This is a genomic window from Streptomyces sp. NBC_00271, from assembly GCF_036178845.1.
Lineage (GTDB): Bacteria > Actinomycetota > Actinomycetes > Streptomycetales > Streptomycetaceae > Streptomyces.
Map to the genome: position 1 here is coordinate 983,977 of NZ_CP108070.1, position 24,596 is coordinate 1,008,572.

20 protein-coding genes and 4 pseudogenes are annotated in these 24,596 nt (G+C 67.9%); 12 read left to right on the plus strand and 12 right to left on the minus strand.

Annotation, left to right across the window (positions count from 1 at the left end):
• Positions 1–212 precede the first annotated feature (212 nt).
• The 4 genes and pseudogenes from OG798_RS04900 to OG798_RS04915 form a co-directional block, all read right to left on the minus strand.
• Positions 213–906 (minus strand): annotated as a pseudogene (locus OG798_RS04900) (M24 family metallopeptidase).
• A gap of 130 nt (positions 907–1,036) precedes the next feature.
• On the minus strand, positions 1,037–1,402 hold the full coding sequence (locus OG798_RS04905; protein WP_328756384.1) for a hypothetical protein: 366 nt from the start codon (positions 1,400–1,402) through the stop codon (positions 1,037–1,039).
• Between the two features lie 275 nt (positions 1,403–1,677).
• The gene (locus OG798_RS04910; RefSeq protein WP_095856875.1) at positions 1,678–2,451 is read right to left on the minus strand and encodes a pirin family protein; all 774 of its coding nucleotides are present in this window, start codon (positions 2,449–2,451) and stop codon (positions 1,678–1,680) included.
• Between the two features lie 37 nt (positions 2,452–2,488).
• Positions 2,489–2,656: a hypothetical protein gene (locus OG798_RS04915; protein WP_177324152.1), complete on the minus strand. Its 168-nt coding sequence runs from the start codon at positions 2,654–2,656 to the stop codon at positions 2,489–2,491.
• 480 nt (positions 2,657–3,136) lie between these two features.
• On the opposite strand from OG798_RS04915, the gene OG798_RS04920 reads away from it, so the two are divergent.
• Positions 3,137–3,382, plus strand: coding sequence for a hypothetical protein (locus OG798_RS04920; protein ID WP_095856874.1), 246 nt, complete (start codon positions 3,137–3,139; stop codon positions 3,380–3,382).
• A gap of 196 nt (positions 3,383–3,578) precedes the next feature.
• On the opposite strand, the pseudogene OG798_RS04925 reads toward OG798_RS04920, so the two are convergent.
• Both OG798_RS04925 and OG798_RS04930 read right to left on the minus strand, forming a co-directional pair.
• Positions 3,579–3,731: pseudogene (locus OG798_RS04925) on the minus strand (cyanase); the annotation flags it as partial.
• Between the two features lie 55 nt (positions 3,732–3,786).
• Entirely contained in the window at positions 3,787–5,067 is a 1,281-nt protein-coding gene (locus tag OG798_RS04930) for an RNA-guided endonuclease InsQ/TnpB family protein (RefSeq protein WP_328756387.1), read from the minus strand.
• A 25-nt stretch (positions 5,068–5,092) separates the two neighbouring features.
• On the opposite strand from OG798_RS04930, the gene tnpA (OG798_RS04935) reads away from it, so the two are divergent.
• Entirely contained in the window at positions 5,093–5,524 is a 432-nt protein-coding gene (tnpA, locus tag OG798_RS04935) for an IS200/IS605 family transposase (RefSeq protein WP_267060498.1), read from the plus strand.
• A gap of 98 nt (positions 5,525–5,622) precedes the next feature.
• On the opposite strand, the gene OG798_RS04940 is transcribed toward tnpA (OG798_RS04935), so the two are convergent.
• Both OG798_RS04940 and OG798_RS04945 read right to left on the minus strand, forming a co-directional pair.
• Positions 5,623–6,399 carry a flavin reductase gene (locus tag OG798_RS04940; RefSeq protein WP_328756390.1) on the minus strand — a complete coding sequence of 259 codons (777 nt, stop codon included), beginning with the start codon at positions 6,397–6,399 and terminating at the stop codon, positions 5,623–5,625.
• Positions 6,400–6,558: 159 nt separating this feature from the next.
• On the minus strand, positions 6,559–7,431 hold the full coding sequence (locus OG798_RS04945) for a helix-turn-helix transcriptional regulator (RefSeq protein ID WP_097227024.1): 873 nt from the start codon (positions 7,429–7,431) through the stop codon (positions 6,559–6,561).
• 226 nt (positions 7,432–7,657) lie between these two features.
• Between OG798_RS04945 and OG798_RS04950 the strand changes: the two genes are divergently transcribed.
• The 3 genes from OG798_RS04950 to OG798_RS04960 all read left to right on the plus strand — a co-directional run bounded on the left by OG798_RS04950 (position 7,658) and on the right by OG798_RS04960 (position 10,568).
• On the plus strand, positions 7,658–8,533 hold the full coding sequence (locus OG798_RS04950; protein ID WP_328756392.1) for a helix-turn-helix transcriptional regulator: 876 nt from the start codon (positions 7,658–7,660) through the stop codon (positions 8,531–8,533).
• Between the two features lie 392 nt (positions 8,534–8,925).
• Positions 8,926–9,765 (plus strand): SDR family NAD(P)-dependent oxidoreductase, encoded by an 840-nt coding sequence (locus OG798_RS04955; RefSeq protein ID WP_267060501.1) that lies wholly within the window; start codon positions 8,926–8,928, stop codon positions 9,763–9,765.
• Positions 9,766–9,845: 80 nt separating this feature from the next.
• Positions 9,846–10,568 carry an SDR family oxidoreductase gene (locus OG798_RS04960; RefSeq protein WP_328756395.1) on the plus strand — a complete coding sequence of 241 codons (723 nt, stop codon included), beginning with the start codon at positions 9,846–9,848 and terminating at the stop codon, positions 10,566–10,568.
• On the opposite strand, the pseudogene OG798_RS04965 reads toward OG798_RS04960, so the two are convergent.
• Positions 10,565–11,805, minus strand: a pseudogene (locus OG798_RS04965) (RNA-guided endonuclease InsQ/TnpB family protein). The gene OG798_RS04960 and the pseudogene OG798_RS04965 sit on opposite strands and share 4 nt — an antisense overlap.
• A 40-nt stretch (positions 11,806–11,845) precedes the next feature.
• On the opposite strand from OG798_RS04965, the pseudogene tnpA (OG798_RS04970) reads away from it, so the two are divergent.
• A pseudogene (tnpA, locus tag OG798_RS04970) lies at positions 11,846–12,233 on the plus strand (IS200/IS605 family transposase).
• Positions 12,234–12,438: 205 nt separating this feature from the next.
• On the opposite strand, the gene OG798_RS04975 reads toward tnpA (OG798_RS04970), so the two are convergent.
• Positions 12,439–13,278: a GntR family transcriptional regulator gene (locus OG798_RS04975; RefSeq protein WP_097227755.1), complete on the minus strand. Its 840-nt coding sequence runs from the start codon at positions 13,276–13,278 to the stop codon at positions 12,439–12,441.
• 262 nt (positions 13,279–13,540) lie between these two features.
• Between OG798_RS04975 and OG798_RS04980 the strand changes: the two genes are divergently transcribed.
• The 4 genes from OG798_RS04980 to OG798_RS04995 are packed head-to-tail and all read left to right on the plus strand — an operon-like array spanning position 13,541 to position 18,240.
• Positions 13,541–14,809 (plus strand): extracellular solute-binding protein, encoded by a 1,269-nt coding sequence (locus OG798_RS04980; protein ID WP_443053710.1) that lies wholly within the window; start codon positions 13,541–13,543, stop codon positions 14,807–14,809.
• 29 nt (positions 14,810–14,838) lie between these two features.
• Positions 14,839–15,828: a carbohydrate ABC transporter permease gene (locus OG798_RS04985; RefSeq protein ID WP_328756401.1), complete on the plus strand. Its 990-nt coding sequence runs from the start codon at positions 14,839–14,841 to the stop codon at positions 15,826–15,828.
• Positions 15,825–16,664 carry a carbohydrate ABC transporter permease gene (locus OG798_RS04990; RefSeq protein ID WP_328756403.1) on the plus strand — a complete coding sequence of 280 codons (840 nt, stop codon included), beginning with the start codon at positions 15,825–15,827 and terminating at the stop codon, positions 16,662–16,664. The genes OG798_RS04985 and OG798_RS04990 overlap by 4 nt, the downstream gene beginning before the upstream one ends.
• A 43-nt stretch (positions 16,665–16,707) precedes the next feature.
• Positions 16,708–18,240 carry a beta-N-acetylhexosaminidase gene (locus tag OG798_RS04995; RefSeq protein ID WP_328756405.1) on the plus strand — a complete coding sequence of 511 codons (1,533 nt, stop codon included), beginning with the start codon at positions 16,708–16,710 and terminating at the stop codon, positions 18,238–18,240.
• Positions 18,241–18,321: 81 nt separating this feature from the next.
• On the opposite strand, the gene OG798_RS05000 is transcribed toward OG798_RS04995, so the two are convergent.
• The gene (locus OG798_RS05000; protein WP_328756407.1) at positions 18,322–19,512 is read right to left on the minus strand and encodes an RNA-guided endonuclease InsQ/TnpB family protein; all 1,191 of its coding nucleotides are present in this window, start codon (positions 19,510–19,512) and stop codon (positions 18,322–18,324) included.
• Positions 19,513–19,667: 155 nt separating this feature from the next.
• Here OG798_RS05000 and OG798_RS05005 point away from each other — a divergent pair, with 155 nt between their 5' ends.
• Positions 19,668–21,095, plus strand: coding sequence for a cellulose binding domain-containing protein (locus OG798_RS05005; RefSeq protein ID WP_328756409.1), 1,428 nt, complete (start codon positions 19,668–19,670; stop codon positions 21,093–21,095).
• A 119-nt stretch (positions 21,096–21,214) separates the two neighbouring features.
• Positions 21,215–21,550, plus strand: coding sequence for a hypothetical protein (locus OG798_RS05010; protein WP_121417590.1), 336 nt, complete (start codon positions 21,215–21,217; stop codon positions 21,548–21,550).
• A 59-nt stretch (positions 21,551–21,609) separates the two neighbouring features.
• Here the strand turns inward: OG798_RS05010 and OG798_RS05015 are convergent, their stop codons facing one another.
• Entirely contained in the window at positions 21,610–24,429 is a 2,820-nt protein-coding gene (locus OG798_RS05015) for an alpha-L-rhamnosidase-related protein (RefSeq protein ID WP_328756412.1), read from the minus strand.
• Positions 24,430–24,596 lie beyond the last annotated feature (167 nt).

Below are 24,596 nucleotides of genomic sequence, written 5' to 3' on the forward strand. Positions count from 1 at the left end.
CCAGTGGCCGCCCCGCCGTTGACGCGACCGCCCCGCGCATCCGCTCAACGGCGGCCCATGCGGCGGCCTCACGACGTGACCGAGCGCTGGACGCCAGTTGGGCAGGACAGAGAGGGCATGGGCTCCCCCAGTACGCGATCGGCCCGCTCGCCACCAGGTCGATGAGCGGGTCCCTTCAACCCGGTCGCCCTTCGTCGAGCGGGCGTGACGGATCAGCCGAGGTCGAGCAGTTCCTCGTGGAAGCCACCGAACTCGCGCCCCCGGTCGACGAGGTGGATCTCGAGGATCCAGTGGCAGCGGCGCCCGGCCTTGTCGGTGCGTCGCAGCGGGGTGTCATTGCCCGGCGCGATGTACGACTCCCTGTCCGCACCGTCGATCGTCTCGTGCGGGAACTCGCCGACCAGGTGTCCGGCGTGCCAGCCACCCAGTTCCCAGCCCACGTCCGTGGCAAGCCGCTCGACCTCGGCGTACAGCCGCTTGCCGGTGATGTCCGGGTCGCTCTCGAAGAAGTGCCGCCCGGCCGCGAAGACCTTGGGCAGGTCGTCGCGCAGTCGCTGCTTGACCGGGTCGTCGCCGAGGACGAACGTGCGCCCGAAGTCGGCCTCGTACTCCTCGAAGATGGGCCCGAAGTCGGCGAACACGATGTCGTCCACGCCGATCACCCGGTCCGGCGGATTCTCCCGGTACGGCTTCAGCGTGTTCGGGCCCGAGCGCACGATCCGCTTGTGCCAGTGGCGGGTCGTGCCGAACAGTTCGTTCGCCAGGTCCCGGATCCGGTCACTGACCGCCCGCTCGCCCTCCCCCGGCGCCTACCAGCCCGCGCTCCTCTATCTCCGCGAACAGCCGCTCCGCTTTCGCCTGTGCATCCAGCAGACGTGCGGCGCGCGTGGGTTCGTCATCCGCCATGGGGCCGACCGTAGGCGTGCGAATCATCGTCCGGCAACCTGGTTCGTCACGGCTGCAGTCGCTGCCAGGACCTGTCCACGCCCTATGACCGCGGTGCTGGACAGTCCGGCGCAGCGGCGTGCGGTGCCCCTCATCCCGTCAGCAGGATCAGCGGCACCGGGGTGCGGGGCTGCCAGTCCAGTGGTACGGCGGCGAGGGCGGCGCCGTGCAGGAACGCGGGCCGGTGTCCGCCGACGGGGCGGGCGGTGGCACCGTCCCAGGTGATGGGGATCAGCCGGGTACGGCCGGGGGCGGCGGTGATGTCACCGGTCAGCGGGATGCGGGGCAGGGCCGGCAGTGGTCGTCCGGTCAGGCCTGCGAGGAGTGGGGCGAGCAGGGTGTGGGCAGCGGTGAGGGCCGCGTACGGATTTCCGGGAAGGCCCACGATCCAGCGGCGGTCGGGGAGTTGGGCGAGCAGTTGAGGGTGGCCGGGGCGGACCGCGACCGCGTCCACCACCCACCGGGCTCCGTGCTCGACCAGCAGCTGCCTCAGCTAGTCGGTGGCTCCGAACGAGGTGGAGCCGGTCACCACGATCACCTCGGTGTCGTACGACGTGGTGAGCACGACGGTGGTCAGTGACCCCACGGGGTGGTCCGGCACGGGGCAAGCGTGGTCACACCAACTGTGGCGAAGGATGTCTCAGTCGGTGGACTTCGCCTGAACCTGATCAGACGAGCCGACTGCAAGCCACCCGCCGGTAAGCAGGACGTGTCCGGAGCAGGGGCGACCTCTTACCAGCCTTTGACAGTGGCGTGCATTTCCCAGACGAGGATTTCGGCGGGTTCGTCGGCGGTGATCCGCTGGCCTCCGGTCGCGGTGAAGCGCACGGAATCCCCGGCTTCGAGTTTTCCGGATGCTTCCAGCGTGACAGTGCCACGGGGAACGAAGAGGTGCAGGAACGGGGCATCTGGAAGGATCACCGAGTCGCCCGTGTTCAGTCGTGCCGCGTGCAGTCCGGCGTACTTGTTCTTGATGCGGATCGCCGCGGCGTCGGCATGCCGGTCCATGCCCGAGGCCACGGTGACCAGGCCGCCGCCGTGCAACAGAGCATCGTCGAGCTCCAACTGTTCGTAGCCGGGAGTGATGCCCTCCTCGTCGGGAACGACCCACATCTGCACGAAGTGCACAGGGTCGGTGTGGGTGCTGGCGCCCTCAAGCCGCCAGGAGTCGTTCTTCTCCGAGTGCAGGATGCCGGTCCCAGCGCTCATGCGCTGGGCGAGTCCGGGGTAGATCAGCCCGGTGTGGCCGGTGGAGTCCTGGTGGACCAGTGATCCCTGCAGCACCCACGTGACGATCTCCATGTCCTGGTGTGGATGCGTTTCGAAGCCGGTGCCGGCGGTGACGATGTCGTCGTTGTTAACCAGCAGCAGTCCATGGTGGGTGTTCTGAGGGTCGTAGTGGTGCGAGAAGGAGAAGGAGTGCTTGGAATCAAGCCAGGACAGCTCCGTCTTGTACCGTTCCTGGCTGCGGCGGATGTCCACCGTCGGCTGCAGAGCGGCGGTCATCGCATGAGTCCTTTCCACTCCCGGTGTACCGCCGCGCTCACAGCCGCCCCCGTGCGCCGGGCGGAACCGTCACCGCGGGCACAGCGTCGGGCGACACCCGGTCGGCGACGTGCAGTTGTGCACAGTGCTGGTCGGCGATCTCGGCGCATATGTCGGCCGCCTGCTCGCAGAGGGGGTTGCCGAAGTCCGCGGCGGTCAATGCCATGATCATTTTATAGCGGAGATCATCCATATCCGCCTCCGGAAGTTCGGGGTGTGTCGGCAGCCCTCAGGCTAGGCGCACCCGCGTGCCGTCGCCATCCGTGCGTGGACCCGTCGCGGTAACAGGCATCGAAGCGGACTGTTCACAGGACAGATCCATAGGCGCCGACTGCCGGGTCGCCCGCCGCCCAGGCGGCGAAGGTCGTCCTCGCGATACCGTCCGCTCCTTCCTGGACAGCGCCTATCACGCGGGTGCCCGACTCGCGGGCTGGGACACCACACGCGGCATCCGCCCCGGCGGCATCACCGACCCGGTCACCACACCAGTCTCCAGGCCGGCAGCGGGCGCATTTCGCGAAGGAGGCAGCCCACCCTGATCCACCGCCCGTGGCGCCACCGCCGAGTCCGTGGAGACTGACCTTCGAGATAGATGTCCACCACCACTTGGCAGGCGGAACCTGCTGGCCCGCCATACCGTCGAGGAATGAGCGTTTACGTCATTCTGTTGCCGGAGGCGATCGCGGACGTCGATCGCCGTGAAGACCGAGAAGCCCTGGCTATGCCGTATGAAGACGAGCCTGGCGCCGCGGTGTACAAGTACGAGGTTCTGCCCAGTGGTGCCTTGATGGTCTGGCGGACCCTTCCGGACTCTTCGGCAGTACCCGAGGCCACGTTCGGCCCTTCGGCATGGAGCCATGTGCGGGGGACATTCTTCGGAAGCAACGATTAGCCGTCGGCGGGTACCGCGTACCTCGGTGGCCGAAGCGTCTCCGATCAGTCGAGGCCAACCATCGCGGCACGAGGGTAAGCCTGGTCCGTGGAACGACCTGCTTGCCTGATTCGACCCCGATTCGACCCCGTGAGTGAACCCAGAGCGCATCAACGCTCTGACCAGGGACGAAGCGGCGTGACGGACAGACCGTCCATTACTGGCGGTAAGGCAGGTACTTCCCGTCGAGGGTGATGACGACCCGGTCGCCCGCGGGGTCGGGAATACGCCGGACCTCGAGCCGGAAGTTGATCGCGCTCATGATGCCGTCGCCGCGCTGCTCATGGATCAGCTCATCAGCTCGAGCGCCGCCTTGATGGTCGGCCCTTGAAGTGCTCTCCCAGCTGAAGCAGGGAGATTCCCGCCTACCTTGCGGTGGCGGGCTTGACGCGCGGTGCGCGCCTGGCGACTGCCCTCCCGGCAGCCGGGATGAGCGCGTGGCCCATCCGGTACAGGTGCAGGATGTTGCGGGCCGCGTTGTGGTCGGCGTTGCCGGACCATCCGCAGTCGGAGTTCCTGCATACGAACAGGGCCTGGGTCTCCCGGCTGCCAGGCGTGGTGAGACCGCACGCGGAGCAGCGTCGGGAGGTGCCCGGGGCGGGGACCTTGGCCAAAGTGCCGCCTTGTCGGGCGAGCTTGTACGTCAGCATGGTGACCGTGCGACCCCACGCCTGCCCGCTGATCGAGCGGTTCAGCCCGGATTTCTGGGCGACGTTCTTCCCCGGCTCCTCAATGGTCCCTTTGGCGGACTTGACCATGCTCGTGATCTGCAATACCTCCACCACCGCGACGCTGTACGTGCGGGCGATGTCGGTGGTGGTCTTGTGCTGCCAGTCCAGTGCCCGGCCCTTGGCTTTCGCGCGCAGTCCTGCGATCTGGTCGTAGGTGTGGAGCAGCCGACGGGAGGTGCGTTCGCCGGGCTTGCGGCGCTTCATGCGCTGCGCGGCGCGCTGTTCCAGGCCCAGGAGCCTGGCCTGTTCCCGGTTGGTCAGCCACTGTCCGTGCTCGTACGTCTCACCATCGGAGAGGGCCAGGGGCACGGTGATACCGACGTCGATGCCGACCTGAGGCCCCTGGTGGGCTTCCGGCACCCTTTCGAGGGTCTGGACGCGGAAGGCGATGTGCCAGCCGAGCGCGTCTTTCACCAGGCGCGCACCGGTGATGCGGTGTTCCTCGTCGGCCTGCTTGCCCACGGGGAGCTCTTTGGTCCAGCGGAAACGGACACGGCTGATCTTCGGCAGACTGGCCATGCCCCACCGGCGGTGGACACGGACGATGTTCAGGTCCCTGCCCTGCGGCACATCAACGGTCAGGGTGCTGCGGAAGCGGGCCTTGAAGTTCGGGGCGTCCGCCCGGCCGGCCCAGCAGCTTTTCCACGCCTGGAAGTACGTCTTGAGTACCGCCTGCGCGGCCTGCGCGGGAAGGACGGCGAGGAAGTCGACGTCCCTGCGGGCCTGACGGATCGCCACGTCCGCGTTAGCCAGGGTCCGCTTCTCCTTCGGCATCATCTGCCACCAGGCGTGCAGGAGATTCCACATCGTGCGGGCCGCGTGCGCCTGATCGTCAGCCTTGAGCGCCAGGGCAGGGGACAGTGCAAGCCGGGCGCGGTGCCCGAACTGCCGTATCTCCAAGCCGCGTTCACTCACAAACGACACACTGCGGTATTGGTTTATGTCACCACGCTGGAATCCAAACCCTGATGTGCGCACCGGTCGTCACGTCGTGCACAGCCTGCACGTCCACTTGGTTTTTGTCACCAGGCACCGGTGGAACGCGTTCACCGACACCATGCTGACCCGCTGTGAGGAGGTCATGCGCGAGGTCTGCACCACCTTCGAGGCCGAGCGGAAGCAGTTCAACGGAGAACAGGACCACGTCCACCTCCTCGTGCACTACCCGCCCAAGGTACAGCTCTCCAAGCTGGTCAACAGCCTCAAGGGCGTCTCATCCCGACGCCTGCGCCAGAAGTACGACAGCCACGTCCGCAAGTATCTGTGGGGCGGGCACTTCTGGTCTGGCTCCTACTTCGCCGGCTCATGCGACGAAGCACCGCTGACCGCCGTACGCCAGTACATCGACAACCAGCAGCACCCCACGAGCTGAGGCAGACAGCACAGACCCATGCTCACACCCGAGTCAGAGCAGTTCTGGGACGGCCTTCACCCCCGCCGTAAACGACGGAGCACCGGCCAAGATCAAAGCTAGATCGTGGGATCCATGGGGACGGCCGCATCCAGGGCTCCCCGGGGCGGCTGGAGTTGGAAGGCGAGGGCGGCGTCGTCACCGAGTTCGAGCAGGGCCGCCGTCGTCCAGGCCAACGGCTTGCCGACCGCTTCGGCCAGTTGAGCCCATGTGACCCCGGTCTTCACCTTGGCCTGCCATTGGCCTAGTGCCCCACTGGCCCTACTGGCCTCCACGAGGTACTGCCACTTGGTCATGCGGTCCTTCAGGTCCACGGTCGGCCCGTCCAGGGTGAAGGTCCCGTCTCCGCGGTGGTGAAACAGCTGCGGTTGGGGCTGAGAGGGGTCTGTCCACGCTCTGACGGCCTCCAACAGGAAGAGGCTGTAGGGAGCCGCGAGGCTGATGTCGGCGACCCTGCACTCGATATTGGCGAAGCACGCGGCCACGAGTGGTGCCTGGACCTCCGCACCGGACACGGCGGTCAGGTCGAACTCCTCGAACTTGTCCACGTCGGCGCCCGAGCAGTTGCCGATGTCGACCACCGTGGCAGCCATGTCCGCCGTCGGGACCGAGATGACGCACTCGCCGGTTTCGACCAGGGCCTGGTAGCTGTGGCCCCAGGGGCCGATCGTGCACGCGATCAGAGGCGGGTCATGGCGCACCATCATGTTGAACCCGTTGGTCATCACGTTCGGGATTCCGCGGTGCCGGGTGGTGACCAAGATGACGGGGCCAGGCTCGATCAGACGGTGAACCTGGTCGAGGGGGTGGGGCTGAAGGTCCTTCACGGTGATCATGTGTGCTCCTGGTGCCGTGCGATCCGCGCGTCGGCATCCCGGCCGGCGCACTGTCTGTCGAATCGAGTGTCGGCAGACGGGCACACCGCTATGAAGGCCACGTTGTTCCTGGGTGCGGCAGGACCAGCCTCCACCGGGCGCACCTGCTCATGTGCGCCGCTACTGCTCCTTGGCGGCGAGGTCGGCCGTGGGCACAGCCGCCCGGGCATGCTTCGGCTCGGCGGCCATGGTCCTCAGCGTCTCAAAGGCATCCGCGGTCGGGCTGGCCGGTTCAGCCTGATAGACCACCAGTTGCTGATGCGGGGCCCCATTGACCGTGAAAGCCGCGAACTTGATGTGCAGGTCGCCGACCAGGGGATGCTTGAGATGCTTTCCTTCCTGAGACTTTCCCTTGACCTCGTGCATCTGCCAAATCCCCGCGAACTCCTCGCTCTGGGCGGACAGTTCCGCCACGACCTCGGCAATGCGGGCCGACTCGGGATCGTGGCCGTAGGCTGCCCTGATTTCGGCGACACAGGAGTGCGCGGCGCGCTCCCATTCCTGGTAGAACTCTCTCCCCGCCGGGTCGACGAACACCATGCGGGCGAGGTTGTCGAACTGGTCGAACCCGCTGTGGAGAGCCGTGGCAAGGGAGTTGCCCGCCATGATGTCGAGGGCCGGGCCGATGACGAAGGCCGGAGTGTGCTCCCATCCGTCCATCAGCTGCAACAACTGCCGGCTGACGTCCGCCTCGCCCCAGTCGTGCGGGCGCTGCGAGGCGGTCAGACAGAGGCGGTTGAGATGGTCGGCAGCCTCCGCATCCAGTTTCAGCGCTTGTGCCACGGCCTCGAGCACCTGCGGGGACGGGCTGTTTTCGCGCCCCTGTTCCAGCCTGATGTAGTAGTCGGAACTGACTCCGGCGAGCAGCGCGACTTCCTCTCTGCGCAGTCCCGGCACCCGACGTCGCCCGTGTTCGGGGAGACCGACATCGTGCGGCTTGAGGGCCTCTCGGCGGGCTCGGAGGAAATCACCCAAAGGTGTCCCATTGCTCATGCAGCAAGACTAGATGGTTTCCCACCGATGAGAAGTGCCGGTCGTGGAGTATTGCACCAGGTCGCACACCCTGCACACAGGGTAATTCGCCGTCTTCGCACGCCTGGGAGACCTCTCGTCGTCCGCCAGCTCCTTGTGTCGCCCTGGGTGGGGCCTTAAATCCTGGGTGTAATGCACCCACCTTCGACAGAAGTTTTCCGGGCTTTTTCCGCCTAGCCTCGGCAGCATGGACCACGACACGCGCCCTGACCCGGTTGAAGGGCTGGGGCAGTTCCTCCGCTCCCACAGGGGACGCCTCAGCCCCGTGGACGCAGGACTGCCCAGCGCCGGCCGGCGAAGGGTGCCCGGCTTGCGGCGTGACGAGGTCGCGACGCTCGCAGGTGTCAGTCCGAGCTACTACAGCCGACTCGAGCAGGGCCGTGAACGCAGCCCCTCGCTCCGGGTGCTGGAGGCCATGGCCCGCGTCCTGCAACTCGGAGAAGAGGACAAGCGGGAACTCTTCCGGCTGGCCCAGCCGGCAACCCGCCGCACGAAGCGACCCTTCCGGGTCGAGCGCGTCCGCCCGCATCTGCGGCAACTGATTGAAAGCTGGACCAGGACGCCGGCCTTCATCGTCGGACATGCCCAGGACCTGCTGGCCACCAACGCACTGGCCGATGCCCTCTACCGCGACTTCGCGCAGCACGACAACGTGCTGCGCATGCTCTTTCTGGACCCCGCGGCGAAGACCTTCTACAAGAACGCGGAGCGGGCCAAGCACCGTGCGGTCGCCGACCTTCAGCAGTCCGCCGCGAGCACGCCCGAGGATCCCCGCATCGTGGAGCTCGTAGGCGACCTGTCGGTGCGCAGCCCGGAGTTCCGCTCCTTGTGGGCACGCGAGTACACCCGGGTCCCGCCCTACGACGTCAAGCAGATCCACCACTCCGACGTGGGGGACCTGGAGTTGCCGCATGAGGCCCTCGCCATCCGCAGCGCTCCGGGACAGCAGCTCGTCATCCTGCAGGCCGAGCCGGGCTCCCCCTCCGCCGACGGCCTGGCCCTGCTGGGCTCCATCAGCGCACCTGAAGTACCTCACCAGCAGAATCCCGCACACGGCGCCTGAGCCGGGGGCCATCGACGGCACCCTGAATTCAATCCGATAAGTCACCGACAATATGCATTGCGCCGGGTGTCAGCGGATTGAAACCCAGATTCCGCACGTTTTCCGCACGTCGCGGCTCATCCGGTGGGACGGACGGCTGTGTTCCCAGCCCACCTCGTTCCCAGCCCACCTCGGCTCAAGGATCCCTCGCCCGCAACACGTCGTCGACGGAGCACTCGCGCCGCGGCCTCCGGTACTTCGCCCGGACATCGGCTCGGTAGGGCCGCCTCGTCTTCCTGGGTGTGAGACTCCCAGGAAAAGCGCAGCCTTCATACCGCCGCAGCCGACGGGCACACTCGAATACGTCAAAAGGAAATCCCCGAGAAGGGGAAACGACGAAAGAGGTTTTTCCCATGGCTACGTGGTTTGTCACCGGCGCCTCCCGTGGAATCGGCGCTGAAATCGCCCGCGCCGCTCTGGCAGGCGGTAACAATGTCGTGGTCGCCGTACGAAACCCGGAACGCGTTCCGGCCGATCTGAAGAGCTCGGACAACGTCTTCGCGGTCGCCCTGGACGTCACGGACAACGACAGCATCCCGCAGGCGGTCGAGGCCGCCGTGGACCGATTCGGGGGCATCGACGTCCTGGTCAACAACGCCGGCCGCGGCCTGCTCGGCGCGTTGGAGGAGATCACCGACGCGGAGGCCCGGTCGCTGTTCGACCTCAACGTCTTCGGCCTGATCAACGTCACCCGTGCCGTGCTGCCCGTCATGCGCAAGCAGGGGTCCGGCAGGCTGGTGCACATCGGTTCCCGGTCGGGTTTCGAGGGCGAGCCCGGCGTCAGCCTGTACAGCGCGTCGAAGTTCGCGGTCGCCGGCATCAGCGAAGCACTCTCCGCGGAGATGGCGCCGTTCGGGATCCAGTCGATGGTCGTCGAGCCGGGCGTCTTCCGCACCGACTTCCTCGACGCCAGCTCGCTGTCGATCGCCGCAAACCGCATCGCCGACTACGACGACACCCCCGCGCACGTGACGCTGGACTGGATCGACCAGGCCAACCACGCCCAGCTCGGCGACCCCGTCAAGGGCGCCGCGCTCATCTTCGAGGTCGCCTCCACCGAGAAGCTGCCCACGCACCTCTACCTCGGACGCGACGCCATCGAGCGCCTCGACGTCAAGTACCAGCAGGTGCAGGACGACCTCGCCCCGTGGCGCGAGAAGTCCGCCGCCACCGCGCACCACGACGCCGCCTGACGCCGACGCAATCGGGCACCCACAGCCCCCACGAGCAGCCCCGCCGGGCAGGACGACCGGCCCGGCCGGGCACCACACCGATGGGTGCCGTCACCGCCGAACGCCTCGCCGAGCTCGGTGCCACGGTGGTCGTACTGGCCCGGCGCAAGGAGCGCCTCGACAGCCTGGTCAAGAACATCGAGGCCGCCGGCGGCACCGCACTCGCCCTCGCCGTCGACGTCACCGACCGCGCCGCCGTCCAGAGCGCCGCCGACCAGGTCGCCGAGCGCTTCGGCAAGGCCGACCTCGTGTTCAACAACGCCGGAGTCCAGCTCATCTCCGGCATCGAGGAACTCAAGGTCGACGACTGGCAGCGCCAGATCGACCTCAACATCACCGGCCTGATGAACGTCATCGCCGCGTTCCTCCCCCACCTGACGGACTCCGCCGCCCAGGGCAAGGCCGCCGACCTGATCAACACCTCGTCCATCGCGGCCACCCGCATCCTGGCGAAGTTCTCGATCTACTCCGGCGCCAAGGCCTCCATCAGCCACCTCACCCGACTGCTCCGCGTCGAACTCGGCCCCAAGATGGTCTGCGTCGCCACCATCGAACCCGGCATGGTCGACACCGAACTCCCCGACCACGTCACCGACCCCGACGCCTCCAAGCTGATGGCCGACCTCATCCACGACATCGACTACCTCCAGAGCGCCGACATCGCCGAAACCGTCGCCTTCATGGCCGCCGTGCCCCGCCACGTCAACCTCACCGAGATCACCATCATGCCCACGGCTCAGGCCATGTCAATTACCCGGCGCTAAAGCGACGGGTTTGCACAACGGGCATCACTGGGTGTGATGCTGCGTTTGCGTCCAGCCCCATCCGGGTGCTTCCGGAGTGGGGCAGGGGCCGCTGACGGAGCCCCGCGTCGCCACAACTCCCACGCACGGGCGCGGATGTTGTGGGAGCTGTTCCGGTCTGCGTGATCAACGAATCCGCAGTTCCGGCATGCGAACCAGGCCTGTGAGACCCGGTTCGCCTTGTCGATGTGGCCGCACTCGGCGCAGGTGCGGGAGGTGTACGCCGGATCGACGTGCACCACCGGCACCCCTGCCCGGCGGGCCTTGTATGCGACGAACGCTCCCAGCTGGTGGAAGGCCCAGCTGGAGTGGGTGGCCCGTTGGGGCTTGCGAAGCCGTACCCGTTCGCGGATCCCTGTCAGGTCTTCCAGGGCGATTCCGCGACCGGTGCGTTCAGCCTCGGCCACCACATGCTTTGCGATCTTATGGTTGATGTCCCGCGCCCGCCGCGCCTCCTTGCGCCGCCGTTTCTTCAGGCGCCGCTTGGCGGACGAGGTGTTCTTCTTCTGGAGCTTGGCCCGCAGTCCGCGCTCGCGCAGGCGGGTGCGGTTCAGCTCGCGTCCGGCCATAATCTCGCCGTCCGAGGTGGTGGCGATGTTGACGATGCCCAGGTCGATCCCGAGGAAGTCCACCGGGTTGGGGTTCAAGGGTGCTTCGGGGACCTCGCAGGTGGCGTTCAAGAACCACATGCCGTCCCGCTGGAGCAGGTCGGACTCGCCCTTGCGGTACAGGGCCAACGTGGCCAGTTGCTCGGGTGAGGCGGTGAACGCCACGTTCTTGACCCGGCCGCTGGTGGTCCAGATGGACACCGTCCGGCCCGGGACCTGCCAGGACAGCATCCGGTCGTCGTAGGGCTGCGCGCCGCGGGGGTGGAAGGCGATCGGCTTCTCGGAGGCTTTGCGGTAACGGCGTGAGCCGGGCCTGCCGAGATTCCCGGCCTTCAGGTTCGCCTTCAGTGTGGCGTACGCGTCACACGTCTTCTTGATGACGTGCTGGGCGGCCTGCGCGCCCAAGTCCCAACGGGACTTGACCTCGCCGTAGACCTGCTTGCGCAAGGCGAAGTTCCTGAACTCCCCGCACTCGAAGCCGGCCTCGCTCACCCCAGGTGGCGGCCGCGTTGCAGGCACACAGGGTCGCCTCAAGTGCCGCCGCCTGCACCGGCGTCGGCAGCAGTTTTTACCTGCACCACCAGCTTCACTTCCCCAGACTAGCGACGAGGATTGATCTGTGTGACCGAGATGGGACCGAACCCCGATGTACGCAGGGGACGCAGCGTCGTCTGCCCCCTGCTCCCTGCTCCCTGCACGCGCACTTGGTATACGCGCCGCGAGGAGGTCATGCGGGACGTGTGTGCGGATTTTCGGCGCTGAGCTGCACGAGTTCAACGGCGAGAGGGACCATGTGTACCAGCTGGTCCACTAACCGCCCAAGATCGCTCTGTCCCGGCTGGTGGGCTCACTCAAAGGCGTCTCCGCGCTCCGCCTGCGCCAGGAATTCCCCGACCACATCCGCCGCTACCTGTGGGGCGACCACTTCTGGTCCCCGTCCTACTTCGCCGTCTCCGCAGGCGGCGCACCCCTCACGGTCATCAAGGAATACATCGAGAACCAGAAATGTCCCGGGTGAGCCGCAGCGCGTGCCACCGAGCAACCCGTACGCGGCCCAGCCCGCCTCGGAGGACATCACCGCGCGGCTCATCCGCGCCGGAGTATGAACCGGCGGCGAGACCGGTCCTGTCGGCGCCGGAGCCATGGTCCCGTGGCTGTCTGTGCCCAGGGCGAACCGGCGCTCGCGGGGCGCCCCTCCCCCGCCCAGCCGGAAACGCGGTGGCTCACGGTGCCGACTGGATGTCCCCGTGTGTGGAGGACGCGATGGTGTCGCGGTGGGCGAAGTCGCCCGGGGGGATGCCGGGGTGGTGTCCGAGCCGGGCCGGCGGCACCGCGGCCGAGGGACCGAGGGTGAGCCGGGAGACGATGCGATAGCGGTCGCCGCGGTAGATCGAGTGGACGTATTCGACGGGCTGCCCCGTGGTGTCCGAGGTGAGCCGCTCGAAGAGCAGCGCCGGGGACAGCTCGGGCACGTCGAGCAGCTCGGCCTCCGCCCGGGTGACGACGGTCGGCTCGATCGCCTGTACGGCCTCCTGGACGTGCACGCCATGCTGTTCGCGCAGGTGCTCGTACAGGTCGCCGGCTTCCAGTTCCTGGGCGGACAGGGTGGGGACCAGATCGGCCCTGATGTGCAGATGCTCGATGGCCATCGGGGCGCCGTCGACCTGGCGCAGCCGTGCCACGTACACGATGTCGACGGCGGGCGAGATGCGCAGCTTGCGGCCCACACGCGCGCCTGCCGGAATGGTGGTGAACTCCAGCAGGCGACTCGACCAGGTCCCGGAGGCCTGGGGCACCGTCATGGCCTGCTGACCCGAGACGAGTTCCTGGGTGATCTTCTCGGGTGCCACGAACATGCCGCGGCCGTGCTCCCGCACCAGAAGACCCGCGGCGACGAGCTCGTCGACCGCCGCGCGCAGGGTCGGGCGTGACACACCCAGGCGGGCGCACAGGGAACGCTCGGAGGGGATCGCGTCTCCCGGGCGGTGTGACTCGATGAGGTCGAGGATGAAGTCGCGAACTCGCTCCCGTTTGAGCACCGCACCTGGTGCGTCAGCCTTCATGATGCCCTCCCTCATGCGCGGAATATCAAGTTAACCAGTTGACCAGTGGTCACCCGCAACTGCCCCCTTGATCAAGCAAGTGTAACTGCCACCGAGAGATGATCGCCCAGGTCCCGACCCGCCTGCGCCCCAAAGCCCTTCGACGCACAGGGGGTTGACGTCCTCGATTGGTCTATGCCACCTTCAACCCCACATCAAGAGGTGAGCTGTCCAGTGGACTTCACTGGTCAGGTGGTCAGGTCATGTCCTCCAGGGGTGAACCGTGAAGCTCCGCTTGTTTGCCGGTGTGTCCGTGCTCGTGATGACGGCTGGGCTGAGTGCCTGCAGTAGCTCCTCAGATACCTCCGACGACAGCTCCGGCGGGAGCACCACCATCGACGTCTGGCTGATGCGCGACAGCGTCTCGGCCCAGTTCCAGAACGAGTTCGTCAAGGGCTTCGAGACCGCTCACCCGGACATCAAGGTCAAGGTGCAGATCCAGGAGTGGGACGGGATCGGCGAGAAGGTCACGGCCGCCCTCGCCAGCAACGACGCACCGGACGTCATCGAGACCGGCAACACCCAGGTCGCCCAGTTCGCACAGAGCGGGGGGCTGCTCGACCTCAGCGACAAGGTCGACGACCTCGGGGGGAAGAACTGGCTCAAGGGGCTCGCGGAGCCGGGCGTCTATGAGGGCAAGCAGTACGGCATTCCGTACTACGCCGCCAACCGCGTCGTCATCTACCGGACCGACCTCTTCAAGGAGGCGGGCATCGACGCGACCGCCGTCAAGACCCGCGACCAGTGGATCGCCGCCACCAAGAAGCTCAACACCGGTGACACGCAAGGCATCTATCTGCCCGGCCAGAACTGGTACACCCTCACGGGCTTCGTCTGGGACGAGGGCGGCGACCTCGCCACCGAGTCCGGCGGCAAGTGGAAGGGCACGCTGGACTCCCCCGAGGCGATCCGCGGTATGGAGTTCTACGAGAAGCTCCAGGCCCTCGGCAAGGGCCCCAGGGACTCCGACGAGGCCAACCCCCCGCAGGCGGACGTCATGGCCAAGGGGAAGGTCGCCCAGGTCATCTCGACACCCGGCGGCGCCAACGTCGTCATCCAGAACAACCCGGCGCTGAAGGGAAAGCTCGGCTTCTTCCCGATCCCGGGGAAGGCCGCCGACAAGCCCGGCGCGGTCTTCACCGGCGGCTCCGACCTTGTCATCCCCACGGCGTCCACCAAGCAGGACGCGGCCTACACCTTCGTCAAGGAACTCACCGGCGACACCTGGCAGAAGAAGCTCGCCGTCGCCATGAGCTACGTCCCGAACAAGACGACCCTGGCCTCCGCGGTCGCGGCCGACCCCGGCGCCGCGGCCATGGCGGTCGGCGCCGCCCAGGGCCACGCCACGCCCAACACCCCCGGCTGGGCCGCCGTGGAGGCCAAGAACCCGATCAAGGACTACATGACGGCCGTCCTCACCGGGGGCGACATCCAGAAGAAGGCCGCCACCGCGTCCGAGGCCATCACCGCGGCCATGAACTCCGGCTCCTGAACCGTCCACGCACCGGAAGGAGGAGCGCCGTGTCCGCCGTCCGCGAGCAGACCGCCCCCCGCCCCCCACTCGGTACCGGGCCGCCCCGGCGCTCCACCGGTCCAGGGCCGCGCCGCCCGTCGAAGTCCACCGGCCGTGGGATCTGGCCGTACGTCCTGATCGCGCCCGCCGTCCTCGGCACGCTCTATCTGCTCGTCTACCCCCTGGTCCGCGCCGTGGTGATATCGCTGCAGGACTTCGGCCTGCGCCAACTCATCCTGGGCGGCGCGCGGTTCGTCGGATTCAAGAACTACGAGACGCTGCTGGGGGACGGCCGCTTCTGGGAGGTCGTGCGCCGCACCTTCCTCTTCATGGCGATCAACGTCGTCCTGATCATGGTGCTGTCCACGCTGGCCGCGCTCATGGTCGAGCGGCTCGGCCGGTTCGGCCGGACCGCCGTCCTCAGCGCGCTCGTGCTGACCTGGGCGATGCCCGTCATCGCGGCGACCACCGTCTTCCAGTGGCTGTTCCACTCGGAGTTCGGCATCGTCAACGCGGTTCTGACCGACCTGGGGTTCGAGTCCTTCCACCGCTACCCCTGGTTCGCGCACGGCCCGGCCGCCTTCGCCATCGTGGTCGTTCTCGTCGTATGGCAGTCCGTGCCCTTCGCCGCGATCACCCTGTACTCGGCCCTCACCACCGTCCCCACCGAGCTGTACGAGTCGGCGCGGCTCGACGGGGCGTCGGGGCCGCGGATCTTCCGCTCGATCACCTTCCCCATGGTCCGGCCGATCTTCATGCTGGTGTTCTCGCTCGAGGTGATCTGGACCTTCAAGGCGTTCGTCCAGATCTGGGTGATGACCAACGGCGGGCCCGGCGACGCGACGACGATCCTGCCCGTGTACGCGGTGCAGACCGCCCTGTCGAGCCAGCGCTACGACCTCGGTTCGGCGGCCTCCATGGTCACCGTCGTGCTGATGTCGGGCGTGCTCGTCTTCTACTTCCGCCAGATGTTCCGCCAGGAGGACGAGCTCGCATGAGCACGACCCGGCCCCGCATCCGCCGTCTGCCCCTGAACGCCGCCGCCGTCGTCACCGTGGTGGTCTGTCTCTTCCCGGTCTACTGGATGGTCGCCACCGCGTTCACCCCGACCCGCGACATCCAGTCCGACAACCCCCGGATCCTCCCTCGGACCTGGACACTCGACCACTTCCGCACCGCCATCGGCGCCGCCGGCTTCGGCCTGTTCTGGCGCAACAGCATCCTCGTCACGCTGAGCGCCGTCCTGCTCGCCCTCGTCATCGCGCTCGGCGCCGCCTACGCGGTCGCCCGGATGAAGTGGAAGGGGCGCCGGCAGTTCATGCTCATGGTCTTCATCGCGCAGATGGCGCCCTGGGAATCACTGATCATCCCGGTCTACATCATCTCCAGGGACACCGACATGCTCGACCGGCTCCCGACCTTGACCCTCGTCTACTTCATGATGACGCTGCCCTTCACCATCATCGTCCTGGGCGGCTTCATCGGCACGATCCCCCCGGAGCTGGAGGAGTCCGCCCAGGTCGACGGCTGCACCCGGCTCGGCGCGTTCCGGCGTGTGGCGTTCCCGCTCCTTGCCCCGGGCCTGATGGCCACCTCGCTGTTCGGCTACATCACCGCCTGGAACGAGTTCGCCTACGCCAACTTCCTGATCATCAAGCAGCAGGACAACCGCACCCTGCCCGTGTGGCTGTCCTCGTTCCAGAACGTCTTCGGCACCGACTGGGGCGCCACGATGGCCGCCTCGACCCTCTTCGCCGCCCCGGCGCTCATGGTGTTCCTGCTGCTCCAGCGTCATGTCACCTCCGGCTTCGCGGCCGGCGCAGTCAAGGGCTGACCTCACACCCCACCCCCACGCGACCCCGTCCCGGAGCTGATCCATGCCCGCACAGCGATCCGTGCTCACCCTCGTACCCCGCCCCACCAAGGCCGCACTCCGGCCGGGACACTTCACGCTCGACGCCGGCACCGCGCTGCACATCGGCGCGGGCGCCGAACCGGCCGCGGACCTGCTGCGCACCCTGCTCGCCCCCGCCACCGGGCTGTCCCTGCGGCCGTCCCCGGACGGACAGTTCGCCCTGACGCTCGACCCCGGACTCACCGGCCTCGGCAACGAGGGGTACGGCCTCACCGTCGCCCCGCGCGCCGTGCTGCTGCGCGCCGCGCACCTGACCGGTCTGCTGCGCGGCATCCAGACGCTCCGCCAACTCCTGCCTCCTCAGGCTTTGTCGGACACTCCGCAGCGCGGAACACGGTGGCTGCTGCCGTGCGCCGAGATCACCGACGTCCCCCGCCACCCCTGGCGCGGCGCGATGCTGGACGTGGCACGTCACTTCCAGCCCGTCTCCTACCTGCGCCGGTACGTCGACCTGCTGGCCCTGCACAAGATCAGCGTGTTCCATCTGCATCTCACCGACGACCAGGGCTGGCGCATGCCGGTCGCCGCACTGCCCAAGCTCACCGAGGTCGGCGGCCACCGCGCCGAGTCCCAGAAGGGCCCGGCCGGCAGCGACACGTACGACGGCATCCCGCACGGCGGGGCGTACACACGGGCCGAACTCGTCGACCTGGTCCGGTACGCGGCCGCTCGCGGCGTCACCGTCATGCCGGAGATAGAGATGCCCGGCCATGTGCGCGCCGCCCTCGCCGCCTACCCCGACCTGGGCAACCATCCGGAGCGCACCCTCGACGTCTGGACCCGCTGGGGCGTGTGCGACACCGTCCTCGGTGTCCACGACGAGGTCCTCGACTTCTGCCGCAGCGTCCTCGACGAGGTCATGGACGTCTTCCCCTCGCCGTACATCCACGTCGGCGGCGAGGAGTGCCCCACCACCGAGTGGACGCACAGTGTCGCCGCGCGGGAACGAGCGGTGGCGCAGGGCCTGCCGGGCCCCGCGGCCCTGCACGGCTGGTTCCTCGGGCAGATCGGCGACTTCCTTGTCCGGCGCGGACGCCGACCGGTCGGCTGGGCCGAGACCGGCGCCGAACTGCCCCTCGACTTCACCGTGATGACCTGGCGCGACTCGGCCCACACTCTGACCGCGGCCCGCCGCGGCCACCCCGTCGTCAGCGCCTACCACCGGGCCACCTACCTCGACTACGCCCAGTCCGGCGACCCGCGCGAACCACTGGCCCAGCCCGGAGGCGTCGTCGATCTGCCCGCCGTCCACGCCCACGATCCCGTACCCGAGGACGCGGCCCCGGACGTGGCCGCGCGCGTGCTCGGCACCCAGACCCAGCTGTGGACCGAGTTCGTCACGACGCCCGCCCACATCGAGTACCTGAACTACCCGCGGCTGTGTGCCCTCGCCGACCGCGCCTGGAGCGGCGCGACCGACTGGACCGACTTCCGTTCCCGCCTCGACGAGCACACCGTACGGCTCGACGCCCTCGATGTCCGCCAACACCCCTGACCCTGTCCCGTTCCGGGAATCACCCCACCTTTCTGGAGAGGAACAACCTTGGCTTCCTCCCCCTCGTAAACGAGGGGATTCCTATGGCTCGCGCCGTGGGATTTTCTGCTTCGTCGCCGACCGCCCGCCCGGAGTTCTCCGTTGAGGTCTTACACCAGCTCCACAGACAGACACCGCCAGCCCGGCGGCCAAAAGGTTCTTCGCCGCGTTCACGTCCCGGTCGTGGACCGTTCCGCAGTCGCACGTCCAGGTGCGGACATACAGCGGCATCCTGTCCTGCAAGGCACCGCAGTGGGAGCACAACTTGGAGGAGGGGAAGAAGCGGCCCACGACCACCACGTCCCGCCCGTACCAGGCGGCCTTGTACTCCAGAAGGCTCCGGAACTCTGCCCACGCGGCATCGCTGATGGCGCGGGCGAGTTTCCGGTTCCTGACCATATTGCGCACGGTCAGGTCCTCGATCACGAGCGTTTGGTTTTCGCGCACGAGTCGAGTGGTCAGCTTGTGCAGGCCGTCCCTGCGCCGGTCCGTGATCCGGGCGTGGATCCTGGCGACCTTGCGGCGTGCCTTCTCCCGGTTCGCGGAGCCCTTCTCCTTGCGGGCACAGTTGCGCTGCGCCTTGGCGAGGCGGGCGCGGCCGCGGCGTTCGTGCCGGGGGTTGGCGATCTTCTCACCGGTCGACAGGGCCAGCAGGTGGTCCAGGCCGACGTCGATCCCCACCGCCGTATCCGTAGCCGCGAGCGGTTTCACCGTCGGGTCGTCGCACAGCATCGACACGAACCAGCGGCCGGCCGCGTCCCGGGACACGGTCACGGTCGTCGGCACACTGCCCTCGGGCAGGGGGCGGGACCAGACGATGTCCAGCGGCCCGGCCATTTTCGCGAGCTTCAACCGGCCGTCACCGAACGTGAACGCCGAGCTGGTGTACTCCGCCGAGGCGCGGGACCTCCGCTTCGACTTGAACCGTGGGTACTTGGCGCGCTTGGAGAAGAAGTTTGTGAACGCCCCTTGCAGGTGCCGCAGCGCCTGCTGGAGCGGAACCGACGACACCTCGCTGAGGAAGGCCAGTTCCTCGGTCTTCTTCCAGGCCGTCAGCATTGCGGAGGACTGGTTGTAGTTGACCCGCTCCTGCCGCGCCCACGCCTCGGTACGGGCCGCGAGCGCCATGTTGTAGACCTTCCGCACACACCCGAACGTGCGCGACAGCTCCGCTGCCTGCGCATCAGTCGGATAGAAGCGGTACCGATACGCCCGCTTCACGTGAATGGCCATAAGCCCACGAAATACCACGTCAACATGTGACTCCCTAGGGGTAGTTGGTGGTGAACGACGATCCGCCCTGGCGGCGAATCGTCTTTCCCTGCCCTGCTCCGCAGGAGTCCGATTCCTCTCCGCCCTGAAGGACGGAGTGTCTACGGAGGGAACAGATGAGATTCGCGCAGAACCGGCTACGCGCCCCAGCGTCCGCCGCCGTCGCGGTGGCCATCGGCGCCGCGGCGCTCACCGCACTCCCGCCCACCGCGAGCGCCGCCGGCGACGGGCTGAGCGTCCAGTACCGTACGAGCGCCACGGGAGCCACCGCCGACCAGTCCGAACCCTGGTTCAAGGTGAAGAACACCGGCAGCACGACCGTGCAACTGGCGAACGTCAGGATCCGCTACTACTTCAAGGCCGACTCGGCCGGCGCGTCCTATCGCTTCGCCTGTTCCTGGGCCGTCAAGGGCTGCGCCAACGTCACGGGCACCTTCGGCACGCTCGCCAACCCGACCGGCACGGCCGACCGCTACCTGGAGATCGGCTTCACCTCCGGCGCCGGCACGCTCGCGCCGGGCGCCGACACCGGCGACATGCAGCTGCGCTTCTACCAGTCGACATGGCAGTCGCTGAACCAGAGCGACGACTACTCCTTCGGCGCCTCCCAGACGTCGTACGCCGACTGGTCCAAGGTCACCGCGCAGCTGTCCGGCACCACGCTGTGGGGCCAGGCCCCCGCGGGCAACGACCCGACGAACCCGCCCACCGACCCGCCGACCGACCCTCCGGCCACCGGCGCCACGCTGTTCGACGACTTCAACTACAGCGCCTACAACGACCCGAAGGTCTCGGCTCACGGCTGGAGCGTGCGCTCCACCTCCGGCGACCCCGGCGTGTCCGGCGCCACCTGGGCGCCCGACAAGGTCACCTTCGCCACCACGAGCGGCAACTCCCTCATGAACCTGGAGACCTCGACGTCGGGCTCCGGGGAGAGCACCAAGCAGACCGAGATCGTCACCAACGCGCGGAAGTTCAAGAACGGCACCTACGCGGCCCGGGTCAAGTTCAACGACGCGCCCAAGTACGGCCCGGACGGCGACCACCTCGTCCAGACGTTCTTCACCATCAACGACCTCACGGCACCGATGGCGGCCGACTACTCCGAGTACGACTTCGAGTACCTGCCCAACGGCGGCTGGGGCGAGACCTCCGACATCCTCTACACGACGTCCTGGGAGACCTACCAGGCCGACCCGTGGGTGGCGGTCAACCAGCACACCGAGGGCCGGCAGAGCTACAGCGGCTGGCACGACCTGGTGCTGACCATCGACAACAGCAGCATCAAGTACTACATCGACGGACAGCTCTTCGGCACCCATGACTCCGCGTACCTGCCGGAGCGGCCGATGTCGATCAACTTCAACCAGTGGCTGATCGACCTCGCGGGCCAGACCAGCACCACCGCGCGGGCCTACGATGAGCAGGTCGACTACGTCCTGCACGTCAAGGACCAGGTCCTCACGCCGGCGCAGGTCGCCGCCAAGGTGACGGCGTACCGCGGCGCGGGCACCACCTTCGAGGACACCGTCCCCAGCAGCTGATCCCAACGCCCGAGGACGAAAGGCCAGGGCGACCGCGCAGGCCGACGGCGAGTGGCCGAGCCTCTGAGCCTCCTCAAGTCGCTTGGCGCGCAGAGCACATGGCAGTCAGGCTGATCCCCATGACAGGAATCACGGGACTGAGCAAGAAGAACAACTTCGTGCTGGCCATCCGGGACGCGGACGTGGTCGCGGCGACCCTGCGCCAGGCACTGGCCGAGGCCTCGCCGGAAGAGCGCCTCGGTCTGGAACGCGCTGCCGCGCTCGTCGAGTCCACCGCCTCCGCCACCGAGATCGAGCTGCGTGCCCGCTGGGTCCGCTCCCGGCTGGCCGACGTCGGCTTCACCGGGGACATCACCTCGGTCGCGGCGGTGCGGGCGCTGCGCCAGGCGGAACCGAAACTGAGCCTGCTGGCGGCGGTGCAGCTGCAGAAGGACGCAGTGGCCCATCCGGAGTGATCCGGATGGGCCACCCCCTGACACGCGGGGAACGGAGGCTGCCGGAGGCGTTGCGCTGCTCAGGAGGTGAGGTAGCAGGTCTTGCTCACGCCCGGCAGCGGATCGGTGCCGAACGCCGCCGTCGTACAGCCGGTGCCACCGGTGAACGCCTTGTAGAGGAAACGGCCCCGGGCGCCGTAGGCGACGGTCTGCTGTCCGCTGAAGGCGCACGTGCCGCCTTCGGCGGAGCAGGAGGCGGCGTAGCCGACCGGGCCGCCGGTGGCGGTGTAGCAGGCCTTCGACTCGCCGGGAATCGGGTCGCCGAACGTGGCGTCGGTGCACGGGGTGTCACCGGTGGCCGTGATCGTCGTGAACGCGCCGAAGGCGCCGTATGTCACCGGCTGCCCCGCGGCGGCCGGGCAGGTGCCGTTCTGGTCCGCACACTTGGTCCAGCCACCGGGCGGTCCTCCCGCGGGCGCCACGTAGCAGGACTTGGCCACTCCGTCGATGGGATCGCCGAAGTGGGCGTTGGTGCAGGCGACGGAGCCGTTGGTGACCTGGTGGGCGAAGTTGCCGTTGGCGCCGTAGACCACGTCACGGTTGTACCCGGGCACGGCGCAGGTGCCGCCCTCGGCCGCGCAGACGGTGTATCCGGGCGGGCCGCCCGCGTCGGCGACGTAGCAGGACTTGACGAGATTCGACGCCGGGTCGCCACCGAAGGAGTCGTTGGTGCAGGCGGTGCTGCCGGTCACTGTTTTGTATGTGTAGGTCCCAGCCCCGTAGGCGACCGAGCGGGTGCCGCTGAAGGTGCAGGTGCCGCCCTCGCCCGCGCACCGGGTGAAGCCCGGCCGCAGCATGCCGGTAACGGGATCGGCGGGCGGCGTCGGATTGCCCAGTCCGGTGGCGGCCACGGTGTAGCCGCCCGGGGCGACGCCGGTGAGGTAGACGTAGGTGTCGTCCTGGCTCGCGCCGGTGATTCCCGAGGTGGGTGTGAAGGTGCCGTTGCTCCAGACGACGGTGCCGTTCACGGACACCGAGATGTTGCCGCCGCCGAACTTCGGGACGCCGATGCGGCCGGTGGTGCCGGCCGGGCTGGTGAGGTGCGCCGAGTACGTGCCGGCGGCGGGGTCGCGGGACCAGGAGGCGTTGACGGCGCCCTGGGGCATGGTGATGCGGCCCTCGGCGCTGGTCAGGTCGCCGGGGTGCGGGACGAAGCGGTACGTGCCGGTCGCGGACTCGGGTGCGGTGCCGAGCACGTCGAAGGTGAGCGTGGAGGTGGGCGCGGTGGACCAGCCGTGGGCCAGGCTCATGAACGAACCGCCGTAGGCGAGACCGCCGTCGGCCTTGATGCCCTCCCAGAAGGTGCTCTTGGTGCCGATGTCGCTGGTCAGCATGTGGCCCCAGGTGCGGCGGATCTGGTCCAGGGCGGTGTAGTCGTCATTGGCGGTGAAGCGGGCGTTGAGCTCCATGCCGCCGGCGAAGGGCGACACGTTGCCGCCCCACTCGGGGGTGGCGGGGCCGTAGATGCCCCAGTTCTTCCCGAGCCCCGCGATGACACTCTTCGACTTGGCCGCGGAGTCGGTCAACCCGTACCAGACGGCGAGCGAGTTGCCGTCCTGCGGGTACAGGCCACTGGTCGGGTTGTCCTTGTACATGCCCTTCGCGGTGTCCCACAGCAGGGAGTTGGCCGCGGATTTGATGGCGGCCGCCTTGCCGTTCCAGCTCGCGGCGAGCGCGCTGTCGCCCTCGACCGTGGCCAGGGTGGCGCCGCCCTTGAGCGCGGCGTATAGCAGCGCGTTGGCGGAGACGTTCTCGCCGCCTTGGCCGACCCGGGCCCAGTCCTGGGTGCGGGTCACGTTGAGCAGGTTGTTGCCGTCGATCTTGTTGGTGATGAAGGCCATCCCGCGCTTGTAGTCGGCCCATTCGGAGTCCAGCCACGCCCGGTCGGCCGAGTAGGTGTAGTACGTCGACGTCCCCAGCAGCGTCCAGGTGTGGTAGGTGTCCGAGCCGGTGAGGTTGAACGGCGGCCCCGACCAGGGGATTTCGCCTTCCGCCGACTGCGCGTTGTACATCGTGGTGAGCGCGTTGCGGGTCGAGACGAGGTCGTTGGAGTACGCGTACTGCGTGGGTACGGCGATACCCATGTCGCCGGGCCATACCGTACGGTCGCGCTTGGCGCCGTCGACCAGGACGGAGTCACCCACGCCGACGGTGGCGCCGTTGTCCCACGCCGAGGACGGCGGGGGCCAGGCGCGGCCCTGGTTGGAGGCGATCGTGTTGAGCTGCACGGTGTACGCCCCGGCGTACCAGATGCGGTTGAGAAGGTCGTCGCTGGAGGAGAAGTAGTTGGCGTAGTCGGCCGGGTTGGCCTTGCCCGGAGCCGCGGTGAAGTTGAGGCTGACGCCCTTGAGATCCACCCAACCCGAGGTGTCGAGGAAGACCGTCAAGTAGCGGAAGCCGCCCCGCTGTTGAGCGGTGGGCACCGTGTAGGTGCCGTTGGCGGAGGCCGTGGCGTAGAGCGCCCCGTCCTCGCCGTCGCGGCCGCTGCTGCGGTCGCTGTTGTTGCCCACGTACAGGGACGACTCGCTGAAGGCCAGGCCGACGCGCTGGCCGCTACTGCTGGTACTGCCGAAGGACAACGTTGTCACACCACCGACCTCTTTGCCGAAGTCGAGGGTGACGGCCGACTGCGAGCCGGAGATCCGCGTCGGCTGCCCGCTGAGGACGTTCTGCGGGTTCGCGATACTGCCGGAAGTTCGGTAGATCGCGGTCGGCTTGAGGGTGCGCGAGGTCGGCGAGTAGTTCAGGGCGTCAAGGGTCGCCTTGCCGACACCTGCCGCGGTCGACGAGGTTGCCGCCGACGTGGCCGGCGCGGGAGCCATGAGCAGTGCGGCGGCCACCGCTGCGGCAAGGCCAAGTAGGCGCTCTGGACCGGGCGTTCGAATCAGCAAGGGGCGGCGGCGGCGCATAGGTACCTCCCGGGTCTGGATGCGGGAACGAGGTGCTTGAATCGATTCAAATCGATCGCCGACGACGGTCTGGGACTCATGAAGCAGTGAGTGTGCGA

Coding starts and splice junctions, on each gene's coding strand:
- OG798_RS04950 (WP_328756392.1), top strand. CDS start 7,658: ATGGACCACGACACGCGCCCTGACCCGGTTGAAGGGCTGGGGCAGTTC.
- tnpA (WP_267060498.1), top strand. CDS start 5,093: ATGTCACCACGCTGGAATCCAAACCCTGATGTGCGCACCGGTCGTCAC.
- OG798_RS05010 (WP_121417590.1), top strand. CDS start 21,215: ATGACAGGAATCACGGGACTGAGCAAGAAGAACAACTTCGTGCTGGCC.
- OG798_RS05000 (WP_328756407.1), bottom strand. CDS start 19,512: ATGGCCATTCACGTGAAGCGGGCGTATCGGTACCGCTTCTATCCGACT.
- OG798_RS04915 (WP_177324152.1), bottom strand. CDS start 2,656: ATGGCATTGACCGCCGCGGACTTCGGCAACCCCCTCTGCGAGCAGGCG.
- OG798_RS04945 (WP_097227024.1), bottom strand. CDS start 7,431: ATGAGCAATGGGACACCTTTGGGTGATTTCCTCCGAGCCCGCCGAGAG.
- OG798_RS04990 (WP_328756403.1), top strand. CDS start 15,825: ATGAGCACGACCCGGCCCCGCATCCGCCGTCTGCCCCTGAACGCCGCC.
- OG798_RS04940 (WP_328756390.1), bottom strand. CDS start 6,399: ATGATCACCGTGAAGGACCTTCAGCCCCACCCCCTCGACCAGGTTCAC.
- OG798_RS05005 (WP_328756409.1), top strand. CDS start 19,668: ATGAGATTCGCGCAGAACCGGCTACGCGCCCCAGCGTCCGCCGCCGTC.
- OG798_RS04995 (WP_328756405.1), top strand. CDS start 16,708: ATGCCCGCACAGCGATCCGTGCTCACCCTCGTACCCCGCCCCACCAAG.
- OG798_RS04920 (WP_095856874.1), top strand. CDS start 3,137: ATGAGCGTTTACGTCATTCTGTTGCCGGAGGCGATCGCGGACGTCGAT.
- OG798_RS04975 (WP_097227755.1), bottom strand. CDS start 13,278: ATGAAGGCTGACGCACCAGGTGCGGTGCTCAAACGGGAGCGAGTTCGC.
- OG798_RS04910 (WP_095856875.1), bottom strand. CDS start 2,451: ATGACCGCCGCTCTGCAGCCGACGGTGGACATCCGCCGCAGCCAGGAA.
- OG798_RS04955 (WP_267060501.1), top strand. CDS start 8,926: ATGGCTACGTGGTTTGTCACCGGCGCCTCCCGTGGAATCGGCGCTGAA.
- OG798_RS04960 (WP_328756395.1), top strand. CDS start 9,846: ATGGGTGCCGTCACCGCCGAACGCCTCGCCGAGCTCGGTGCCACGGTG.